A 16001-nucleotide genomic window follows, 5' to 3' on the forward strand; every position below is an offset into this window, starting at 1 on the left:
CCCTTCCACGGTTTGGTTTATTGAGAATCCAGCACGGCCTGCACGTCTGCTGCTGCCTGTTCTGGTGTCCGGGTAGCATTCAACACGCCGGCAGAGGCATCGTACAACGAGCCCAGAATGCCATCAGCTTTGATCTGTGAATGCAGACGAACGGTTGACTGACAATTGTCTCGCCAGGATTTGATTTCAGCCGCTACCGGATCTTTCACGGCGATATCGTGGTTGGATAAAGAAAAGAAACCACTGACTTTGTTAGTGTATAAGTCTGCAAATTCTGCCGACGCCACCCATTCCAGGAACACTGCCGCATCCGTTGGGTTATTAGCCTGTTTATTGATACCCATACCGATATCCACATGGTCAGTGATGTAACACTGATCCCCCGCTTTCTGAACCGGAGGATAAAAGGCACTGTATTCAAACTCGCCTTCAATTGCTTTATTAAAACCTGAGATCTCCCAGGATCCACCGGGATAAATCGCAGCCCGGCCCAAAGTGAATAAGGTTTGAGAATCTGAGTACGTCTGAGACTGATAGCCTTTGCCAAGGTAAGGCCGCCATTTGGCCATATATTTCCAGGCATCAACAAATGGTTGATCGGTAAACTTCCGCTGCCCGTCTATGATGCCCTGACGACCGGTTTCACCGTGCCAATAGTTTGGACCGACCCCGGCGTAAGCCACTTCATAGTCTTCCCACTTGTCGTTACTCCCCAATGCCATGGGTAAGTAGGAACCCTCTTTTTTAATGGCGTCAAGCACCGCAAAAAACTCGGCTTCGGTTTTCGGTACTGTCAGGGACAGCTCTGAAAATATCTCCTCGTTGTAGAAAAATCCGTGCAGCACAGAGGCAATGGGCATGCAGTAAGGCACCCCCTGATCACTCCAGGCGGCTTTGGCAAATGCGGGGAAATTATCAAGACCAGGCTGTTGCTGAAGAGATTTCAGATTACCCTTGTGATACCAGCTCAGAGACACTTCAAACGGGCGACAGGCGATCAGGTCGCCGGCTGTACCGCCTTTGAAACGGGAATCCATGGTGGCATTGTAGTCCGGTGGGTTTGTCGGCCGATAGGTGACTTTGATATCCGGATGATGTTTATTGAATGCCGGAATGATGACATCCTCCCATAAATCCTTATCATCGGTCCGCCAAGTATCGATAAGCACTTCACCGGCACTCACCTGCATGACCATGGAAACCGCCATGGTTAACAATGTGGCCCGGGCACTGTTTTTGGTTAGCAGCTTCATATTACCTCCAACGTATTTGCCAGATTGATTCTGGAAACTCCCGGGCAGTGATTTTTATCAACTGTTAAATATCACCGCTCCACAGAAGCCTCTCTGCATTTTCATCACCATATGCCGGCCATGAAAAAACACCAAATCCACCCCAAAAAAGCGTCTGAAAAGATAGAAACCTTATAACCATGCGGCTGACACCGGGTTAACCACGGATGTAAAGATATTGGACAGTAAAGAAGTCTTTTTTTTCGGATCAGGCTGCAAGGTTTTGTTACCTTTTATTGGTCTTCCTTGCACTTCTCACATTATTTAACGTCGCCAAAAGAGCTTCAATTTCACGATAATTGGTCTTATTTTTAAGTACCGGTTTATGCCGCCTATTAAGGGCAAGTAGATATGACATCAATCAGAACAGGAATAACTGTTGCAACACTGAGCATTTATCTTGTTGCGACACAGATTCATGCAGGAGCATTTGAAGTGCTGCATTGGTGGACCTCGGCCGGTGAAACACGGGCGCTGGATTTCGTTCATGCACAATTGTCACAACAAGGTATCGACTGGCGCAATCTGCCGGTTACGGGTGGAGCCGGTGAAGGCGCAATGGCGGTACTGAAAACCAGGGTACTGGCGGGACAATCACCGGTGGCAGCACAATTGATCGGCCCTGACATTCAGGACTGGGCCACACTGGGATTTCTGACCACCCTCGATGAGGTTGCCTCACAACAACACTGGTCAGCCATTCTTCATCCAACTGTCGATACTCTGATTCAACATCAGGGGCATTATGTGGCGGTACCATTTGGTATTCATCGCATCAATTGGCTCTGGATCAACCGGACACAACTGCAACAGACAGGTCTGGGTATTCCTCAAAACTGGGACGAGTTTTTCAACCTTGCACGCAAGTTTCAACAGCAGGGAATTATCCCCTTAGCCCATGGTAATGAACCCTGGCAAAATACCACATTGTTTGAAACTCTGGTGTTGAGTCTTGGTGGCCCCCGGTTTTATCGCTCGGTATTCGTGGACCTGGATGAGCAGGCGATCCTGTCAGATACTTTCGCCGATGCGCTACGTCTGTTTGCGCGGATGCGAAGCCTGATGGATGACGACGTTAACGGCCGCTCCTGGCATCAATCGACTGCTCTGGTGGCAGATGGGAGGGCTGGCATGCAAATCATGGGAGACTGGGTCAAAGGCGAACTGTCAGCCTGGGGCAAGGAAAACAGACTGATTTGCGCGGCCGTTCCCGAAACCCGGAGTTTTCACCTTTACAGCATTGATACCATGGTACTGTTCCAGCAACCGCAGCCGGACAAGGATCAACAGCTATTTGCCACAACCATGACCGCCATGGATACCCAGCTGGGCTACAGCCTGCGCAAAGGCGCGATTCCGGTCCGCAAAGACATTGATGTTTCCCTGTTGGACCCCTGTGCCAGAGACTCCTATCTGCATTTTGTGGAGAATGAAATGCATCAGACATTGGCTCCCAGCCTGGCCCACTCCATGGCTCTGAACGCCGAACGGGAAGATGTTTTTATTCAGAAGATTCATCGTTTTTTCCAACAACCGGACACTCCCGTCGAACAGGTTCAGGCAGAAATCGTACGCAACCTCAAACCATTGAAACAATAAATAAACGGAGCCATCCCAAATGGTCAAAAAAATTTTCGTGGTGGATGATGATGACAAGATCAGAGCGCTGTTACAGGCGTATCTTGAAAAAAATAATTTTCAGGTGGTCAGCGCAGCGGATGGCGAATCATTTTTGGCAGAGTTCAACCGTATCGGTGATGAAATATCACTGATCATTCTGGATATCATGCTACCCGGTATGGATGGCTTTTCAGTCTGCCGAAAGATTCGCAATATTTCCGATGTTCCCATCATCATGTTGACAGCCAGCGCCGAGGAAACCGACCTGGTGGTCAGCCTTGAATTGGGAGCGGATGACTATATCGCCAAACCTTTTTCACCCAGAACACTATTGGCCAGAATCAAAGCCGTACAACGACGTTTTGACACTCACGGGCAGCCTCCCAGACGTTATCGTTATTATCGCTTCAAGCAATTTACGGTAGACCGGATTGAACGACTGGTCACCACGGATCAAGGCGAATATATCAGTCTGAGTGGGGGTGATTTCCAATTGCTGCAGTTATTTTTGGAGAATCCCGGAAAAATACTGAGTCGCGATGAAATTTCCGAACAGACCCGTGGCCGCGAAAGCCAGCCATTGGAACGTTACCTGGATGTACAGATCAGCCGCTTGCGACAACGCCTTCAGGATGACGGCAAAAGTCCACAGCTGATAAAAACTGTGCGAGGATCCGGCTATATTCTGGCAACAGACGTGGCAATGGCGGATCAACCCGATGAACTCAGAGCATTGCAGGAATGACCGTGGTTCGGGGATCGAAAATAATGAATGGCCGCAGGTACTGGAATCGTTTACGGCCGGATTCAGTTTTCAACCGGATTGCCTGGGCTTTGGTTGCAGGTATCCTATTGGTACAGGTGCTTGGCAACTCCATCTGGGTTGATCAAATTCGTCAGGAGGTTGTGAAAGACACCCAGGAAAATACCGAGAATCTCGCCGATGCACTCAGTACCACATTGAGATATATCAGCAAAATGCCGGCAAACTACCGTTCAATTATGTTGGAACAGCTCCGGGAAGCCGGTGGTTCGCGTTTTTACATCACTCAAAACACTCAACAGATCGATATTCAGCCGTTACCAGATTCCATTCTGAGTGATCTGGTTATAACACTGATCAAACAGCACCTGAACCAGGAATGGGCTCCGCAAAACACCAAAGTAGCATTGGCTTCACCAACAGATCTCAAGGTAAAACCAAACAGTTATCTGCTTGATCTGCCTGCCTACGTCGTCAGTCAGCATATTATCCTGTCTCCCAAACCAGCGCCGTTACTGGTGGTGCAGATTGAAGTGCAACAGGGGGTGTGGATATATATGGCGGCGTTGATGCCTGACCCGTTTTTTCTGGATAAGTACCAACCGTTGACCACGGATCATATCTTTCTGCAGATGCTAACCATGATTACCATTTTGATACTGTTGTTTTTCGTGGTTCGCTGGATCACCCACCCCATGCGGCGACTGTCCATTGCAGCCGAAAAATTTGGTCGCGGGGAACCCCATCCTCCCATCGATACCGCGGGAACTCTCGAGTACAGGCGCACAGCTCATGCTTTTAATGAAATGGAACAACGTATACAACGCTATATGGAAGATCGGGAACGACTGTTCATTTCCATTTCCCATGACTTACGCACCCCAATCACGCGTCTGAGGTTACGAGCAGGCATGTTGGATGACGAGCAATTAGCCGAGGAATTTGATGATGACCTGGAAGAGCTGGAACTGATGGTCAACGGCGCTCTGCAAACTGTAAGAGACACCAATATCCATGAAAACCATCGCGATATAGATATTAATAAGCTGCTATCGAGACTGATAGAACCATTGCAAAAATCCGGTCGCGACATCGATTTTCAGCCACAACCTGTACCACCCGTGACAGCTCGCCCCCTGGCCCTCAAAAGAGCATTGACCAACTTGCTCGACAATGCATTGCACTACGGCGAGCGGGTGGAAGTAACAACCAGAGTCGACCCTGGCGAACTAACCATCGAAATCCGGGATCATGGGCCGGGTATACAAGGCAATACCGACTCTTTGTTTCAGCCCTATACCCGCCTTCCTCATGGCCAAAGCAAAAACCAGCAGGGACTCGGACTGGGCCTTAACATTGCCCAGCAACTGATTCACAGTCACGGTGGGGAATTAAGTTTGCGTAATCACCCCCAAGGGGGATTGCTGGTGGAGGTTCGATTACCGCTTCAATGAACAACCAGATTATCGCGACTGCAACTCATACCCAGTCACGATAATCCACTGTTTCAGCCTAACGTTACTAAAACTCAGTCACAACAGTGACGCCAGGAACCGCCGAACGATCCATCGTCATAAGTACATCAATGGATTGTTCCAGACTAATGGTTCGACCCAGAAGTTTTTGTGGTAACAATTTGCCTGACTGCAACATCTCCAACATGGCACCATAACGATAAGCCTGCATACCATGACTGCCGATCAATTCGAGTTCATCTGCGATGACTTTACCCATCGGAATGGCTGGATAAGCCTGGTCCCCTAACATCAATCCAACCTGAATATGTTTGCCTCGTTTTCGTAAATTCAAAATGGAATTTACACAGGTCTGTTGATGCCCTAATGCATCCAATGACACATGAACACCACCTTTCGTCATCTCTTTAATGGCCTCAACCACATTGGCAACCCGGGTAGAGTTGATAGTGGCGACAGCACCAAGGGAGCGTGCCAGTTCAAGTCGGCTTTCAACAACATCGATAGCGATGACATTGGCACCCGTCGCTGCTGCAATCATAATCGCCGACAAACCCACACCGCCACAACCATGTACGGCAACCCATTGCCCTGCTGATACCTGTCCCTGATCGACAATCGCCCGGAATGAAGTGACAAACCTGCACCCCAGACTGGCAGCAGTGACAAAGTCCAGCTCCTCCGGTAACCGAACCAGGTTGATATCGGCATGATGAACAGCAACGTATTCTGCAAAAGATCCCCAGTGGGTAAATCCTGGCTGTGTCTGTTTTTCACACACCTGATGATTACCAGACTGACATTCAGCACACAAGCCGCAGGCGTTCACAAATGGGACAGTGACTCTATCTCCAACTTTGAAGCGCTGTACAAGACTGCCAACCGCTTGAACCACACCGGCAAATTCGTGACCTGGAACATGAGGTAATCGAATATCCGGATCATGACCCATCCAGCCATGCCAATCACTTCGACAGACACCGGTTGCTTTTACTTTTACCACGACACCATGAGGTGGAGGTACAGGATCAGGTACAGACATCAATCTTGGGGGGGCAGAAAAACTCTCATAAACGACTGCTTTCATGGTTTTATAACCTCACGTTTGTTAAAGTCTGTTCACAGGCCGGCTATATCATCCCGAAAAATAGTTTTACGTTACTTTTCATGTATCGAATCAACCCTGGATGAAAGGTCTTCTGTTCCTGTCTGGTATGGCCTGAATAAAACCGAAAACAACATCCAGGACAAACAACAGAACCGCCCGATAGATTCTGAAAAAAGTGCACCATTGTCCGATCATATACCTGATTTCAGCGGATTACAGAGAACAATGAGCATTCTCGTTTCAGAAAGATATTCATTATTTTTTATATGGCAAAATGCTTTATATCTGGCAGAATTTCAATAGCCAAAATGAAATAATCAAAAATCGTAACGTTACACTTGTCTTTGCAGTCGATAACAACCAAACAGCTGCAAGCCACGGTGATAATGAACATCATGGTACTGAAGAAGAATAATGCATTGAGAGCCCGTGCAGAACAACCATCTTAAAGGACTATGGCACCACGCGACATCTATGCTCTAGCAGATTACAGACATCTAACCAGGACAAGCCGCAGGCGTTACACTATTAATCCGGTCATCAAATAGTTCGTCCTGATCTGTTTGATTGTCGCCCTGAGAAATCTGCGGTGTTGCCCGAAACACCGAATCGTCGGTCCGCTTGATTTCCCGTGGTTCGAATATAGGCTATGGCGAACGGTGTGGTCCAATACTTCAATACCCCCTGCATCACACTGTTAACCCGACATAAATGCTTACCAAGTTAATACACATTCGTGAAGATATGGAACGCCATAATTTTCACTTAGCTCGTTTACCATCTGCGAATCAGGAATCTTATCCGGTCGGAAAAAAATCACTCCTGATAGGCAATGCAGTGACCATCAACTCTAACACGACATTGGGAATCATGATATTTGAGATACAGGCCGTACACAGCGGCAACCAACAACAATCCTTTTAATAACAGCAACGAATATTTTTTAAAACTGAACGTTTGGGTCTTGACTTGAGAAGAGGTTCGCCAGGACTTCTGAAACGTAGCCTGCCGGGCTGCCACAGCAGCTTCATACTGTTGTCTGAACAGAGTATCGTCAGCATGATTAAAATAAGGAATGTTGAGATCGTTAAAAAAATCAAATCCTTTTTCCAACAAACACAGGTTCGTATCCGTCCATTCCGGATACTCGCGCTGTAGATACTGCGACTGCTCCACGGTCAGCAATAGAAAACCATGAGTGTCATTCTCAAGAGAGTCTTTATGTTGCCATACTTCGTAACTGGATTTCAGAATCTCTGCCAAAGAGCTGATCACGACATAGCGATCTGATCCGGTGTGCGTCAGCGGTACAGGGAACGTTTGCCCCTGATAACAAATGGAAGCATCATACTTGGTTACCAAATATTCAAATGACTGACCATGGACCAACTGTTCACTAAAAGCACCAACAACGTCTTGCTCTGAAGCACGCCAGTCGATCCAGATAAACTGATCTTCAAACACATCACCTTCAGACTGCACCAACTGATCAATATTAAGAGTCTGACGCATGAACCTACCTTACTGAATCACCACTCGCAAAATCCACATTAATCCGAACTGTCTGACAAATATATGTCATGCATCGGAAAAAGCAGATTCCATGAGTCGCAATTGTCGACGGTCACAGTCAATCTGACATTCGATGCCCAATGGCATCACCAGCTGCGGATCGGTATGACCAAAATCCAGACGAGAGACCACTGGCAGGTCTGACCGGCCAAACTCACGGCTTATGACCATTGTTAAGGTCTCGTCCAGAGCATCCTTTTCGGCATCACTATAACTGTTAGGACGCCCCACCAGAACACCGTTTATTCGCTCGAACACCCCAAGCATGCCATAATTTCGCAGCCAGTGTCGTATCTGCCCGACGGGCGGTTTATCTTCAGACGTTTCCAGAAACAGGACTTTACCATTCCAAAAGTCTTCGTCTGGCCAGAATCGGGTACCTTTCATCATTTCCAGCACTTCAACGCAACCACCAAACAAACGCCCGCTGCAGACGCCACTGCCCTGTAAAAAACGAGGACCATGATTGATTTCGGCTTCTTTGACTTTGCCGGTATTGGCAACATCTGACCAACTGGGATATCCCGTATGATATTCCTCAAATACCGGCATCTCCCACGCTTCAGGCGAATTGAACAGAACCCCTGTCAAATAGTTTCGGTAAGCTTCGGAAAAAGCGTTTAGCTGTGAAAAACCCGCCATGACCGCAGGTCCGTTAAATGAGACCAGGCCAAGCTGGTTAAAATAGCTGGTCAAGGTGGTGGTATCAGAATAACCCATAAAGAATTTTGGATTGTTTCGAACGATGTCAGTGTCAATATAAGGCAGGATGCGAACAGAATCTTCACCTCCAATTGTGCTGATGATGCCATCGACAGATGTATTGGCGAATGCATCATTAATATCCCGGGCCCGCAATTTTGGATCAAGATACAGTGTTGTTGCATCAGTCGTCGCGGTTGGAAATTCCACGACGTTAAACCCGAGTGCACGGATATTGCTGAGGCCTTGCTGATAAATATGTGGAAATAGTGAAGGACCACCCCAAGAGGGCGACAATACTGCGATGGTATTGCCCTTTTGCAGTGCTTTTGGTTTTTGCATGTTATATCCCAATACTGGTACCGGGAAATTTATATACAACAACACAGACGATTACAAACCTGTTGATTACTCCTGGACGAAAAAATGATCAAACAGATAGATATTCAAGGGCAGAGTCGCTACCGGACAGAGGTGAAACGGGCAGAAAGCTGCCCGTGATTGAAAATTGACCAGCAAGCGTTTGCTGTATCACTTGCTGGTATCTACCAGAAAAACAACAACCTATTCGTCATTCTCCACCACCAGAATACCGGCTCCGGTATTGGAAACAGGCGCATGGTAATGTTTATGGATCAACTTGACTTTATCCGTCAAGGCACCTCGCATGACCAGCCACATAATGACTTCAATACCCTCGGTACCTGCATGCTCCATAATTTCAGCATTGGAAAACCGGGTCAGCCACTCGGGATCATTCACAATTTTATCCATGGTTTCGATATCGAAATCAGGATTGATGATACCAGCCCGTTCCCCTTGTAACTGGTGCGATAAACCTCCGGTGCCGATGATAACCACCTTGGCATCTTCAGGATAAGATTCAATAGCTGTTTTCAGAGCTTTACCAAGTTTATAGCAGCGCAGGGCACTGGGTAGCGGATGCTGTACGGTGTTTACTGCCAAGGGGATGCCTTTGACCGGCCAGGTATCCTTGTCTCCCCACATCAGGTTCATCGGCACCATGAAGCCGTGATCGACTTTCATCTCCTGACAGATGGTCATATCGAATTCGCTTTCGATTAGTTTTTGTACCACATGCCAGGAAAACTCTTCATCCCCCTCTACCGACTTCAGAGTTGGAATCCCCCAGCCTTCGTCATCGTTGAAATACTCTCGGGCGCAACCCAGGGCAAATGTCGGAACTGTATCGAGAAAGAAATTGAGGCCATGATCGTTATAAATAATGATAGCAATATCAGGCTTTACCTCTTCCAGCCACTCTTTAACTGGACCATAACCATCGAACAATGGCTTCCAATAATCGTCCTGTTGTAAATTATTAGCCATGGCATTGCCTATGGATGGAATATGAGAAGTGGTAATACCACCAACGATCTTAGCCATAAAAACCTCCAGCCTTGTTCTTTTTTTCTGCAATACCAGCGGAGTTGTCGAGCAACTTCTGTTTAAACTGATCTGTAGTTATATTTTGCATAATGGCACAGGCGTCCTGTACGCTCTGACCATGGAATATGGCCACTTTCGCGAGATAATAAATGTTGCCTCCCAATCGCAATAATTGCAGCCAATCGCCTGTCAGCACTGCTTTGGTGGTTTCTTCTGACAATTCGTATTTACGACAATATGCTTCCATATCGTTAGCGAACACTTCGCGATTTTCTTTGTTATTAAATGACATACACATTTTGTTCAGACGATAGCCCATTGAGGACTTACGGCCGTCAAAAACGTAGGTACCTGGAATATGATCGTATTCTTGTTTGTTCCACACCATGATCATGACCTCGTAGTGGTTTCAGCGAAATTCTTCGGTATCAATTTCTGCCTGGGTTGCTTCGTTATAACGGGGGCCGGAAACAGCTTCGTACCGGAACGTATCACTCAACTTCTGCAAGTCATCATCGCTGAGGATCAACTGACTGGCAGCCAGGTTATCGAGCATATGCTGTCGATTGGTAGTGCCTGGAATCACAACAATATTTTCGGATTGCTGCAGCACCCAGGCTAACGCCACCTGGGCCATCGTCGCGTCGTGATGTTTAGCGATTTGTCTGACCGGCTCCAGTAACTCAAGGTTAAGTCGATAGTTTTCAGGCGCAAATCTTGGCATGGCCCGGCGAATATCTTGGCTGGTTAGAGTACTGACATCCGTTAATATTCCGCCGAGAAATCCTCGCGCCACCGGACTGAATGCAACAAATGTCACGCCCAGTTGCTCACAGGTATTCAGGACGCTGATTTCCGGATTCCGGGTCCACAGCGAATATTCAGTCTGTAATGCCGTAATGGGATGAACCGCATGGGCTTTCCTGAGAGTAGCCGACGAAACTTCAGACAGACCAATCGCTTTTATTTTGCCTTCTTTTACCAGATCTGCGAGGGCACCGACGCTTTCTTCAATAGGAACGGATTTGTCCCATCGGTGAAGATAGTAGAGATCGATGACTTCAGTCTGTAAACGCTGAAGAGAGTCTTCGCAGGTCTTTTTTAACACTTCTGGGCGACCATCTATTTTGCGTTTACCGGAATCGTCTTTAAACATTCCACATTTGCTGGCCAGAAAATATTCATGACGCCGATGACCAATGGCATTGCCCAGTAACGTTTCGTTATTACCAAAACCATATAATGCTGCGGTATCCAGATGGGTATATCCAGCATCCAATGCTGCATTCAGAAGCTGCACAGCGGCAGTTTCGTCCATAGGCGCACCATAGGCATGGGACAGGTTCATGCATCCCAAACCAACGGAAGTAACGCTGGCACTCCCAAGCATACGTTTTTTCATCACTTTAACTTTCCCGTGTCTTACAGTAATCGTTCGAGCTGATCGAGAGTTTCCATGGCCGGCAAACATTGAGCGACGCTGGAGTTAGGTTCCCTGCCCTCCCGAATGGCGGCAAAAAACTCGCGGTCCTGTAATTCGATTCCATTGTTCGAAACTGCCACACCGCTAAGATCAACCGGCTTCTCATAACCATCCACCAAATCATCATAACGGGCAATGTAGGTACCATTGTCACAGATATAACGGAAAAATGTCCCCAATGGACCATTATTATTGAACGACAATGAAAGCGTGCATAATGCCCCAGATGGCACTTTCATGCCGATACTCATGTCCATCGCAATGCCAAGATCCGGGTGTATCGGTCCCTGTAAAGCCTGAACCTGAGTGGCGCGTTCACCCGTCTGATACTGAAACAGATCCACGGTGTGACAGGCATGGTGCCACAGTAGATGATCGGTCCAGGAACGTGGCTGTCCTTTGGCATTGGTATTGGTGCGACGAAAGAAATAAGTCTGGACGTCCATTTGCTGCACTTTTAATTCACCGGCAACAATCTTGTTGTGAATCCATTGATGACTCGGGTTGAAACGGCGGGTGTGTCCGGCCATTGCAACCAGACCGGTTTTTTGCTGGGTCTCTACCAATTTTCGGGCATCCGCAATATTGTCCGCCATGGGAATTTCCACCATGACATGCTTACCGGCTTCAAGACATTGGATCGCCTGACTTGCGTGCATCTGCGTTGGTGTACACAACAGCACTGCATCCACATCGCTGATGGCGAGTGACTCTTCCAGTTTGTCAGTGGAATGTACAATACCCTGCTCTTTGGCAAATGCTGCCATTTTTACTGCATCACTGCCCACCACAGAAACCACTTCCACGCCATCAATCTGGCGACAGGCATCCAGGTGTTTCATACCAAAAGCGCCCGCTGCTCCCGCAATACATACTTTCATTCGTCGCTCTCCTTTATCTTTAGTTGAATAACTTTGCCAGAATCAGATCAGCCATTTTACGATAGTCGGTTTCAGTATTTCGTAGTCGTAACTGACCAATCTTCTGTTGTAACTTTGCCGTATTTGCAGACATGGACTCGGTAAATCCGAGTTCTGATAAAAACAAATCCACTTCCTGCATTTCCGCCGCCCGGCGAATACCATGCTGAGTCATACGCTCCAGGTTATAGGCGGCTTTGTTTTTCCAGTCGAATCCGGGATAAGACAGGTCCAGAGACTCCAGTACCCGTTCATCCACACCTGCCAACCGGCCTGCCAGTACACATTCAGCAGTTAACGCCTCCATCCCCTTGACCATAATACTGCGGATCATTTTTATGGATGAGGATGCGCCGATCTCTCCTTCAACCACTTTGGGGTTCAACCCTAAAGCAGAGAAAATTTCTGTACCTTCTGTGGCATAAGGCCCACTAAGCAACAATGGTGTTTTATTCCGCAGCGGATAAACCGGAGCCATGACAGCAACATCAACATAGCAGGCCCCCTGCTCAGCGATCATTCCAGCCGAATTTTTCTTGGTATTCGGCGAGCAGGAGTTACAGTCGAAGAAAAACACTCCAGGCTGAAGATAGGGCACAGCACTTCTGGCAGCAGCCTGCGCCTGATCTGCCGTGACGACGGAAATAATCCAGTCGGCATCGGTCAGCGCTTCCTCCAACGACTGGCATTGCTGTATCCCGTACTCTTGAAAATCCTGTTGTTTGGCAGTGCGCGTTTGTTCATCATCGCTGATGGACTTGATATCGAAACCGGACATTTGTGCCAGTTCAGCAATATTCATACTCCTGGAAAACGCACCTGCAGCCTCGCCCACGCCGAGGAATACCAGTTTTTTTTCCGTTAACACTGACATTTTCTTAATCCTGCCAGTACAAACGCATTGGATTGTCGACCAACAAAGCTTGTTGCAAAGTTTCAGTCGTGGCAATTTTGGGAATAAAGTTAACCAGCATACCATCGTCCGGCATATGAGAAGTCATATTCGGGTGTGGCCAGTCAGTTCCCCATAGCACTCGATCAGGAAATTTCTCGACCAGAAGTTTTGAAAACGGCACCACATCATCGTAACCATCAGGACCGCTCAGACTCAAACGCTCAGGACAGCTGACCTTACTCCAGATCTGCTCGTTTTCAGCCATGAAATCCACAAAACTCTGAAACTGCGGATGATCCACCCCAAGAGCAATATCCGGCCGTCCCATATGATCAACCACAATCGTGGTACCCAATTCCAGCAAAAACGGTTTTAAATCTTCAAAATCGGGTGCTTCGAAATACACAACAATATGCCATCCCAAAGGTTTGATCTTTTCGGCAATATTGAAGAAGACTTCTCTGGGAGTGTTATCCACCAGGCGTTTGACAAAATTAAAACGAACCCCTCTGACACCGGCGTCGTGCATGATTTGCAATTCTTCGATGCTGATGTCTGCACCGACAGATGCCACGCCCCGGGCTTTACCATTTGAGGCTTTCAGTGCATCGACCAGAGCATCATTGTTTTTACCATGGCAAGTGGCCTGAACAATCACGTTGCGTTCAAAACCCAGAAAATCCCGCAGGGCAAACAGCTGATGTTTGGACGCGTCGCACGGGGTATATTTACGCTCCGGAGCGAACGGAAATTCTGCTGCGGGACCAAATACGTGACAATGTGCATCCACCGCACCAGCAGGAACTTTGAATTCCGGCTTGCTGGGGTTGGAATGAAACGGCAAATAATCTGAGCTCATAATCGTGACCTTAATATTAAATAAAGACCGTACCGTCAAACAGTTTACGGGTCGTGGAAACAACTGCCGCACTGATAACGTCACCGGAATCGTCGAGTGTTAACAGAATGGCGTTATGACCGATGGGATGTTCAACCTGCAATGATTTCTCCTGGCCATCCGGCATGTTTGCCATAGGTTCACAAACGGAACCGGGAATGGCACAGGCAGTTGCCACAGAAACAGCACCCAGTACGCCTATAGATGCATGGCAGCGATGGGGTATAAAGGTTCTCGTAGAGATGGTCCCCCCTGCTCTGGCAGTGCTGACAAGGGTCATTTTGGGAACGCTTTTTTCCGCCACATCCCCCAGGTTCATCTTCGGGCCGATTTGCAGACGGATGCTTTCCAGCCTGGCTTTCAGTGCGTCATTGCCATCCAGTTCCTGACGATTCTCCTGGCCCGTAATCCCGAGATCTTCCGCACGAAGAATCACTACCGGCATACCATTGTCAATACACGTGACTTCCACGCCATCGACAACATCCTTCACATTGCCAGTCGGCAATAATGCACCACAGGTTGAACCGGCTGTATCTTTGAATTCAATGGCAATCGGACTGGCCGGAACGGGCACACCATCCAGGTGGGTATCTCCCTTATAAATCACATGACCGTTATCAGTCTTGATAGTTTGCACAGCAATTTGACTGGTATTTTCCATGAATACGGTCACCCGGGTTTCACCCGGTTGCGCTGTCACGAGTCCCCGTTCAATTGCAAACGCCCCAACCCCGGCCAGAATGTTTCCGCAGTTTTGAGCATCCGTCACGATGGCCTGATCCACAAATACCTGCAAAAACAGATAATCGACATCCACGCCATCCCGCTGGGATTTCTTTACCACGGCGACTTTCGAGGTCAATGGATCAGCCCCGCCCATGCCATCGATCTGCCGAGGGTCAGGCGACCCCATGACCCGAAGCAGAAACTGATCTCTGGCTGCGGGATCAGCCGGCAAATCATCTGCCAGAAAATAACCGCCTTTTGAGGTGCCTCCCCGCATCCACATGCAGCGTGCTGAATCAGACATATTTCAGCCCTTTTTCTTTCAACCGTTCACGCATCTTGTAAATATCCAAACCGAGTTCTCCCGCTGCAAGACGCTTGCGTTTCTCCTCCTCCAGTGCAACACGGGCACGGGATTTTTCCAACACGTCGGCAGCTTCCTCACGGCGGACAACACAGACACCATCATCATCCGCGACGATGACATCACCCGGATTGACCAGTTCACCTGCACAAACCACGGGAATGTTGACCGACCCCAACGTCTCTTTGACGGTCCCTTGGGCAAACACTGCTTTAGACCAGACCGGAAACTTCATGGCGGTTAAATCACGAATATCCCGCACACCGGCATCAATGATCAGACCAACACCACCACGGGCCTGCATGGAAGTCGCTAACAGATCACCGAAATATCCGGCATCGGACGGCGATGTCGGCGCCAAAACCAATATATCACCCCGCTTAACCTGTTCGATGGCAACATGCACCATCCAGTTATCACACGGTGGAGCAGATATGGTCACTGCCGAAGCTGCCACACTGGCCCCTGTATAAATCGGACGCATATAGGATGCCAGCAGCCCCTTACGACCCTGGGCCTCGTGGACGGTGGCAACACCGCACTCTGCCAGTCCATCAATGACCGACTGTTCTGCCCTTTCAATATTCTGTACGACAACAGCCATAAACCATTACTCCTTCTCGCTTGAATGGATTACTGACAGTATTCGCCCGGAACACTGCCATGACTATTTAGATTTGCTTTTTTTGGTATTAATTTTTGTTATTACCCAATTAAGTTTTCAGGCAACTCCGAGCCATGTGTTATGTTTCCGGAGTTGCACAACTGAC

15 protein-coding genes are annotated in these 16001 nt (G+C 48.2%); 3 read left to right on the forward strand and 12 right to left on the reverse strand.

Annotated elements, in window-relative coordinates; genetic code table 11:
• Positions 1 to 17: 17 nt before the first annotated feature.
• On the reverse strand, positions 18 to 1253 hold the full coding sequence (locus YC6258_RS18295) for an ABC transporter substrate-binding protein (RefSeq protein ID WP_044618205.1): 1236 nt from the start codon (positions 1251 to 1253) through the stop codon (positions 18 to 20).
• 390 nt (positions 1254 to 1643) lie between these two features.
• Between YC6258_RS18295 and YC6258_RS18300 the strand changes: the two genes are divergently transcribed.
• The 3 genes from YC6258_RS18300 to YC6258_RS18310 are packed head-to-tail and all read left to right on the forward strand — an operon-like array spanning position 1644 to position 5129.
• Positions 1644 to 2891, forward strand: coding sequence for an ABC transporter substrate-binding protein (locus YC6258_RS18300; protein WP_052830400.1), 1248 nt, complete (start codon positions 1644 to 1646; stop codon positions 2889 to 2891).
• Between the two features lie 19 nt (positions 2892 to 2910).
• Positions 2911 to 3657 carry a response regulator gene (locus tag YC6258_RS18305; protein ID WP_044618206.1) on the forward strand — a complete coding sequence of 249 codons (747 nt, stop codon included), beginning with the start codon at positions 2911 to 2913 and terminating at the stop codon, positions 3655 to 3657.
• Positions 3658 to 3680: 23 nt separating this feature from the next.
• Positions 3681 to 5129 (forward strand): ATP-binding protein, encoded by a 1449-nt coding sequence (locus tag YC6258_RS18310; RefSeq protein ID WP_052830401.1) that lies wholly within the window; start codon positions 3681 to 3683, stop codon positions 5127 to 5129.
• 67 nt (positions 5130 to 5196) lie between these two features.
• Here the strand turns inward: YC6258_RS18310 and YC6258_RS18315 are convergent, their stop codons facing one another.
• The 11 genes from YC6258_RS18315 to YC6258_RS18365 all read right to left on the reverse strand — a co-directional run bounded on the left by YC6258_RS18315 (position 5197) and on the right by YC6258_RS18365 (position 15835).
• A complete protein-coding gene (locus YC6258_RS18315) occupies positions 5197 to 6237 on the reverse strand; it encodes a zinc-dependent alcohol dehydrogenase family protein (protein WP_044618208.1) in 1041 nt (346 codons plus the stop codon).
• Between the two features lie 837 nt (positions 6238 to 7074).
• Positions 7075 to 7770, reverse strand: a complete 696-nt coding sequence (locus YC6258_RS18320) for a hypothetical protein (RefSeq protein ID WP_044618209.1) — start codon at positions 7768 to 7770, stop codon at positions 7075 to 7077.
• Positions 7771 to 7836: 66 nt separating this feature from the next.
• Positions 7837 to 8874, reverse strand: a complete 1038-nt coding sequence (locus YC6258_RS18325; protein ID WP_044618210.1) for a S66 family peptidase — start codon at positions 8872 to 8874, stop codon at positions 7837 to 7839.
• A gap of 222 nt (positions 8875 to 9096) precedes the next feature.
• Entirely contained in the window at positions 9097 to 9939 is an 843-nt protein-coding gene (locus YC6258_RS18330) for a class III extradiol dioxygenase family protein (RefSeq protein ID WP_044618211.1), read from the reverse strand.
• Positions 9932 to 10330: a protocatechuate 3,4-dioxygenase gene (locus tag YC6258_RS18335; protein ID WP_044618212.1), complete on the reverse strand. Its 399-nt coding sequence runs from the start codon at positions 10328 to 10330 to the stop codon at positions 9932 to 9934. Before YC6258_RS18335 ends, YC6258_RS18330 begins: the two co-directional genes overlap by 8 nt.
• Before the next feature lie 21 nt (positions 10331 to 10351).
• Complete coding sequence (locus tag YC6258_RS18340; protein WP_044618213.1) at positions 10352 to 11344, reverse strand: aldo/keto reductase; 993 nt, start codon at positions 11342 to 11344, stop codon at positions 10352 to 10354.
• A 20-nt stretch (positions 11345 to 11364) separates the two neighbouring features.
• Positions 11365 to 12306 (reverse strand): Gfo/Idh/MocA family oxidoreductase, encoded by a 942-nt coding sequence (locus YC6258_RS18345; RefSeq protein ID WP_044618214.1) that lies wholly within the window; start codon positions 12304 to 12306, stop codon positions 11365 to 11367.
• 19 nt (positions 12307 to 12325) lie between these two features.
• Positions 12326 to 13219: an NAD(P)-dependent oxidoreductase gene (locus YC6258_RS18350; protein ID WP_044618215.1), complete on the reverse strand. Its 894-nt coding sequence runs from the start codon at positions 13217 to 13219 to the stop codon at positions 12326 to 12328.
• A gap of 4 nt (positions 13220 to 13223) precedes the next feature.
• Positions 13224 to 14099 (reverse strand): amidohydrolase family protein, encoded by an 876-nt coding sequence (locus YC6258_RS18355; protein WP_044618216.1) that lies wholly within the window; start codon positions 14097 to 14099, stop codon positions 13224 to 13226.
• 16 nt (positions 14100 to 14115) lie between these two features.
• On the reverse strand, positions 14116 to 15171 hold the full coding sequence (locus tag YC6258_RS18360) for a 4-oxalomesaconate tautomerase (protein ID WP_044618217.1): 1056 nt from the start codon (positions 15169 to 15171) through the stop codon (positions 14116 to 14118).
• Entirely contained in the window at positions 15164 to 15835 is a 672-nt protein-coding gene (locus tag YC6258_RS18365; RefSeq protein ID WP_044618218.1) for a 4-carboxy-4-hydroxy-2-oxoadipate aldolase/oxaloacetate decarboxylase, read from the reverse strand. Before YC6258_RS18365 ends, YC6258_RS18360 begins: the two co-directional genes overlap by 8 nt.
• Positions 15836 to 16001 lie beyond the last annotated feature (166 nt).

This window comes from Gynuella sunshinyii YC6258 (genome assembly GCF_000940805.1).
Classification (GTDB): Bacteria; Pseudomonadota; Gammaproteobacteria; order Pseudomonadales; family Natronospirillaceae; genus Gynuella; species Gynuella sunshinyii.

Coding starts and splice junctions, on each gene's coding strand:
- YC6258_RS18295 (WP_044618205.1), bottom strand. CDS start 1,253: ATGAAGCTGCTAACCAAAAACAGTGCCCGGGCCACATTGTTAACCATG.
- YC6258_RS18300 (WP_052830400.1), top strand. CDS start 1,644: ATGACATCAATCAGAACAGGAATAACTGTTGCAACACTGAGCATTTAT.
- YC6258_RS18305 (WP_044618206.1), top strand. CDS start 2,911: ATGGTCAAAAAAATTTTCGTGGTGGATGATGATGACAAGATCAGAGCG.
- YC6258_RS18310 (WP_052830401.1), top strand. CDS start 3,681: ATGAATGGCCGCAGGTACTGGAATCGTTTACGGCCGGATTCAGTTTTC.
- YC6258_RS18315 (WP_044618208.1), bottom strand. CDS start 6,237: ATGAAAGCAGTCGTTTATGAGAGTTTTTCTGCCCCCCCAAGATTGATG.
- YC6258_RS18320 (WP_044618209.1), bottom strand. CDS start 7,770: ATGCGTCAGACTCTTAATATTGATCAGTTGGTGCAGTCTGAAGGTGAT.
- YC6258_RS18325 (WP_044618210.1), bottom strand. CDS start 8,874: ATGCAAAAACCAAAAGCACTGCAAAAGGGCAATACCATCGCAGTATTG.
- YC6258_RS18330 (WP_044618211.1), bottom strand. CDS start 9,939: ATGGCTAAGATCGTTGGTGGTATTACCACTTCTCATATTCCATCCATA.
- YC6258_RS18335 (WP_044618212.1), bottom strand. CDS start 10,330: ATGGTGTGGAACAAACAAGAATACGATCATATTCCAGGTACCTACGTT.
- YC6258_RS18340 (WP_044618213.1), bottom strand. CDS start 11,344: ATGAAAAAACGTATGCTTGGGAGTGCCAGCGTTACTTCCGTTGGTTTG.
- YC6258_RS18345 (WP_044618214.1), bottom strand. CDS start 12,306: ATGAAAGTATGTATTGCGGGAGCAGCGGGCGCTTTTGGTATGAAACAC.
- YC6258_RS18350 (WP_044618215.1), bottom strand. CDS start 13,219: ATGTCAGTGTTAACGGAAAAAAAACTGGTATTCCTCGGCGTGGGCGAG.
- YC6258_RS18355 (WP_044618216.1), bottom strand. CDS start 14,099: ATGAGCTCAGATTATTTGCCGTTTCATTCCAACCCCAGCAAGCCGGAA.
- YC6258_RS18360 (WP_044618217.1), bottom strand. CDS start 15,171: ATGTCTGATTCAGCACGCTGCATGTGGATGCGGGGAGGCACCTCAAAA.
- YC6258_RS18365 (WP_044618218.1), bottom strand. CDS start 15,835: ATGGCTGTTGTCGTACAGAATATTGAAAGGGCAGAACAGTCGGTCATT.